Here is a 4,363-nt window from a genome sequence, read left to right as displayed (position 1 = left end):
CACCCCTACCGCACTCTAGTCTGCCCGTACCCACTGCAAGCCCCAGGTTGAGCCTGAGGTTTTCACAGCAGACGCGACAGACCGCCTACGAGCTCTTTACGCCCAATAATTCCGGACAACGCTTGCGCCCTACGTATTACCGCGGCTGCTGGCACGTAGTTAGCCGGCGCTTCTTCTGCAGGTACCGTCACTTGCGCTTCTTCCCTGCTGAAAGAGGTTTACAACCCGAAGGCCGTCATCCCTCACGCGGCGTCGCTGCATCAGGCTTGCGCCCATTGTGCAATATTCCCCACTGCTGCCTCCCGTAGGAGTCTGGGCCGTGTCTCAGTCCCAGTGTGGCCGGTCGCCCTCTCAGGCCGGCTACCCGTCGTCGCCTTGGTAGGCCGTTACCCCACCAACAAGCTGATAGGCCGCGAGCCCATCCCTGACCGAAAAACTTTCCAGACGCAACAGATGCCTGTACGTCTCATATCCGGTATTAGCGACCGTTTCCGGTCGTTATCCCAGAGTCAGGGGCAGGTTGCTCACGTGTTACTCACCCGTTCGCCACTGATCAGACCAGCAAGCTGGCCATCACCGTTCGACTTGCATGTGTTAAGCACGCCGCCAGCGTTCGTCCTGAGCCAGAATCAAACTCTCCGTAAATGTCTACATGGCACCCACCCACCGAAGCAGGCAGGCAACCGACACACGAAACAGCCCCGAAGGACCAATCAGATTCGGCTGTCAAAAGAAGACCCGATCCACGGGGGTGGACGAGCCTCCTCAATCTCAACCAAGACCCACCGCACACTGTGCGATGGACCATCTTGGCATCGACTACTTGGCACACTGTTGAGTTCTCAAGGAACAGACGCGCATCCCTTCGGATCTCTCGATCCGGCCGGAGGCAACCGTTCAAACCTAGCGGACCGGCTCTTCCTCGTCAACCTGCCCTCTCGGGCTGGTTCGGCGTGGTCATGCTCGCTCCACATCCGGACGCTCGTGTCGACCGGCGAGAGGTCTCGTCGGTCGGAGATCCGGGGGATGTCGCTCGCGGGACCAGCCACCGGGATCTTTCCTCGGTGTCCGTTCCTCCCTGCCGGGCGACGTCGAGAACATTACGCAGCGGTGGCCCGGAAGATCAAATCGACCTCCGGTGACGCCCGTCACGCGGGCCCGGAGACGACGACGGCCGGCCGACGGGATGCGCGCTGACCTGCGCGAACATCGACGTCGACCGGCCGTCCGGTCGGTGCTGGGGCTCAGTACAGGGCGCTCGCCATCGCGCGGCGGGCCGCCACCACGCGGGGGTCGTCGCCTCCCACGACCTCGAACAGGTCGACGAGTCGCAGGCGGACGCGCTCCTTGTCGGCGCCGAAGGTGCGGCGCAGGACGTCGACGAGGCGAGCAAACGCGTCCTCGACCTGGCCGCCCAGGACGTCGAGGTCCGCGACGGCGAGCTGGGCGTCGACGTCGTCGGGCCGGTCGGCTGCCGCGGTCCGCACCGCACGCAGGTCGACGTCGTGCGTCCGCTCGAGCAGCCCCACCTGGGCGAGGCCGGCGCGGGCGAGCGCGTCGCGCGGGTTCTCGGTCAGCGCCTGCTCGTAGGCGGCGCGCGCCGCCGGGAGGTCGTCCGCCTCGATCGCGTCGTAGGCCGCCTGGTGCAGCGGGGGCAGCTCCGGCTCCGGCTCGCCCTCGGGCTCGTCCCCCGCCGGGGCCACGCGTCCCGTGATGCCGTTCGCCTCCGCGGCCGCGAGCACCTGGTCGATCACCGCGCGCACCTGGTCACGCGGGTAGGCGCCCTGGAACAGCGGCAGCGGCTGGCCCGCCAGCACCGCGACGACCGTCGGGACCGACTGCGCCTGGAACGCCTGGGCGACCCGCGGGTTCGCGTCGGCGTCGATCCGTGCCAGCAGCCAGCGGCCCGCGTCCTCGTCGGCCAGCGCGGCGAGGTCCGCAGCCACACCCGTGCTCACCTCGCTCCACGGCGCCCAGAGGACGACGACCACGGGGTGCTGCGTCGAGCGCTGGAGGACGTCGTTGAACGTGGACTCGTCGACGTCGAGGGCGTAGGCGCTCGGCTTGTCGAGCCCGCCCGGCGTCCCGGGGGGCGGCGTCGAGCGGGCGAGGCCGGACAGGTCGACGGCGCCGCGGACGTCGAGGCGGGGACGGGGCCCGGAGGGCTGGGACATGCGCGTCATCCTTCGTCCCGGGCACCGCGTCCCGGGCTGGTCGTGTCGCTGGGTGGGTCGGGTCGGTCAGGATCAGGAGGCGCTGGCGGCGGTCACCGCGTGCTCGGCCGCGAGGACCTGCACCGGTGCTCCGCTGTCGGCGGGCGGCACGTACATCACGAGCACGTCGGTGTAGGTCCGGGCGAACGCCGTGGCGGCGCTCTGCGTCCCCGTGAGCGCAGCGTAGAACGGGTCCTGGATCGGGATGGTCCCGCCAGCCACGGTGAGCGTCACCGTCGAGACCGTCGTCATCTGCCCGACGACGATCGCGCCGCCGTCGGCGGTCGCGAGCGCGACCACCGGAGCGGGGTCCGGCGTGTACGTCTCCGTCGCCGACGCCGCCGACTCCACGCCCGCGACCATCGCGGCCCGCGCGGCCTCGATCGCCGCACGGAACGGGTCCGGTGCGAACGTCGCCGCGTACGCCGAGCCCGCACCGTTCGCGAGGACGTCCGCGTACTGCGCCAACGCGTCCGCCGGCGTGACGACGAGCCCCTGGGCGTCGGGCGCGAGCACCGCGCTGCCGGTCGAGGGCTCGGCCGTCGCCGGCATGCTGACGCCGGGGGCCATCCGCGCCCACCCCCAGAGCTTGTACTGCTCGCGGGGCGCCGCCTGCTGGAGCACGAGGATGCGGGGCGCCTGCAGGTCGTCCGGCTGCTCGGTCACCACGAGCTGCGTCCGCGGCCACTGGGTGGTCTGCGGGACGATGAGGACCTGCTCGTCGGTCGGCAGCACCGTCGGCGGCTTCGCGCCACCCGTCACGCCCGAGCGGACGTACTCCGCGGTCCGGGTCGCGAGCGCCGGGCCCGTCACCCGGGGCGCGAGCGCCGCCGGGTCGAGGGCGGCGTCCGCCGTGCTCAGGACCTCGCCGAGATCGCCGAGGACGTCCGTCGACTGCGCGACGGTCGTCGCCGCGGGCGCGACCTGCGAGGACGCTGTCGAGCGTGGACACGATCGCGCGGGCCTGCGCGGGGGTGTCCGGGTAGATCGTGATGAACTTACCCTGCTGGCCGCCGCCCATGGAGGCGAGCTGCTCGGGCGACCCGACGACCTTGTGGTTGACGCCCATGCGACGCAGGACGGGCAGCACGGCCTCCGCGGTCGCGGCCGCCGACTCGGGGGTCGCGCTCACGTGCAGCTTCCAGCCCTCGGGCGGGATCTCGTGGCTGAGCCAGTCCATGAAGATCCGGTCGGCGTGGTACCCGTCCTCGGTCCGGCCGAACCGGACGGGCTCGGCCGGCTGGGTCGGGGGCACGGGCTCGGGCTCGGGCGTGCGGGGACGGTTCCACCACTCCTTGACGGCCTTCGCGCCGCGTCCCACCAGGCCCGCGAGCTCGCCCGCGACCGACCGCGCACCGGCGACGGCCCGCGCCCCCGCGCCCATGGCCCCGAAGCCGGGCACCGAGCCGACGGGCTGCGTGAAGGTGCCGCCGGGCGGGCCCTTGATCGCCGAGCGCGCCCCGAAGATGAGGCCGACGAGCGTGACGGCGCCGAGGATCCCACGCTCGGTGCGGTCGGCCACGTTGATCTCGGCGCCCGTGACGATGTCGTGCCCGCCGATGCCCTCGTAGATCCCGGTCACGCCCACGGTGTCGGCGAGCGCGACGAGGACCGCGGTGACGGGCCGCCCCTGCAGCTCGCGCTGGCCCAGCCGGTGCACGAGCGCGAGCACGAGCGACGCCGTGAGCAGGAGCGCGCCCGCGATCATCACGGCCGTCCACGCGGTGAGGATCACGCCGAACGCGGCCGCGATCGCGGCGACGACGAGCGCGACCACGACGAGCACGACGAGGCCGACCGCGAGCTTCCACACCGCGCGTCCGAGGCCCGCCCAGAACCCCTCGTCGACCTGCTCGGCCGCCTCGTGCGCGCGGGTGCTGACGTCGTCCGTCTTGGGCTTGACGGCCTCCTCGACGGCGCGGTCCGTCGCCTCGCGGGTGGCCCGCTGGTTCTCGCCGCCCATGCGTGTGAGCTCGGCGCGCGCGTCGGCGCACGTCCGGTCGGCCTCCGCGAGCAGCCCGTCGACCATCCGCCGCTGCCGGCCGCGCAGCTCCTCGAGCGAGCGCGCCGACTCCTGCTGCCGGGCCGCGAGCGTCGCGTCGGTCGCCGCGGTGAACCCGTCGGCGACCTGCGCGAACCGCGCGTCGACC

2 protein-coding genes, 1 rRNA gene and 2 pseudogenes are annotated in these 4,363 nt (G+C 71.8%); 1 reads left to right on the top strand and 4 read right to left on the bottom strand.

Going from position 1 to position 4,363, the window contains the following annotated elements; all coding sequences use genetic code 11:
• The 4 genes and pseudogenes from HGA02_RS11590 to HGA02_RS21905 form a co-directional block, all read right to left on the bottom strand.
• Positions 1 to 645, bottom strand: a 16S ribosomal RNA gene (locus HGA02_RS11590); the annotation flags it as partial.
• A 599-nt stretch (positions 646 to 1,244) separates the two neighbouring features.
• Entirely contained in the window at positions 1,245 to 2,174 is a 930-nt protein-coding gene (locus HGA02_RS11585) for a tetratricopeptide repeat protein (protein WP_168679140.1), read from the bottom strand.
• A 72-nt stretch (positions 2,175 to 2,246) separates the two neighbouring features.
• Positions 2,247 to 3,113 (bottom strand): annotated as a pseudogene (locus HGA02_RS11580) (DUF8094 domain-containing protein); the annotation flags it as partial.
• Positions 3,114 to 3,192: 79 nt separating this feature from the next.
• A pseudogene (locus HGA02_RS21905) lies at positions 3,193 to 3,393 on the bottom strand (class III lanthionine synthetase LanKC N-terminal domain-containing protein); the annotation flags it as partial.
• Here HGA02_RS21905 and HGA02_RS11575 point away from each other — a divergent pair.
• On the top strand, positions 3,376 to 4,363 hold a 988-nt coding region (locus HGA02_RS11575; protein WP_210728471.1), incomplete at its 3' end, for a hypothetical protein. The pseudogene HGA02_RS21905 and the gene HGA02_RS11575 overlap by 18 nt on opposite strands.

Origin of the sequence: Cellulomonas septica, from assembly GCF_012396155.1 — a bacterium.
Classification (GTDB): Bacteria; Actinomycetota; Actinomycetes; order Actinomycetales; family Cellulomonadaceae; genus Cellulomonas; species Cellulomonas septica.
Note: the sequence above shows the minus strand (reverse complement) of the source record. Positions and strands in the feature narration are given on the sequence as shown.

Excerpts from the sequence above, each read along its gene's own strand:
- HGA02_RS11585 (WP_168679140.1), bottom strand. The coding sequence starts at position 2,174 with ATGTCCCAGCCCTCCGGGCCCCGTCCCCGCCTCGACGTCCGCGGCGCC.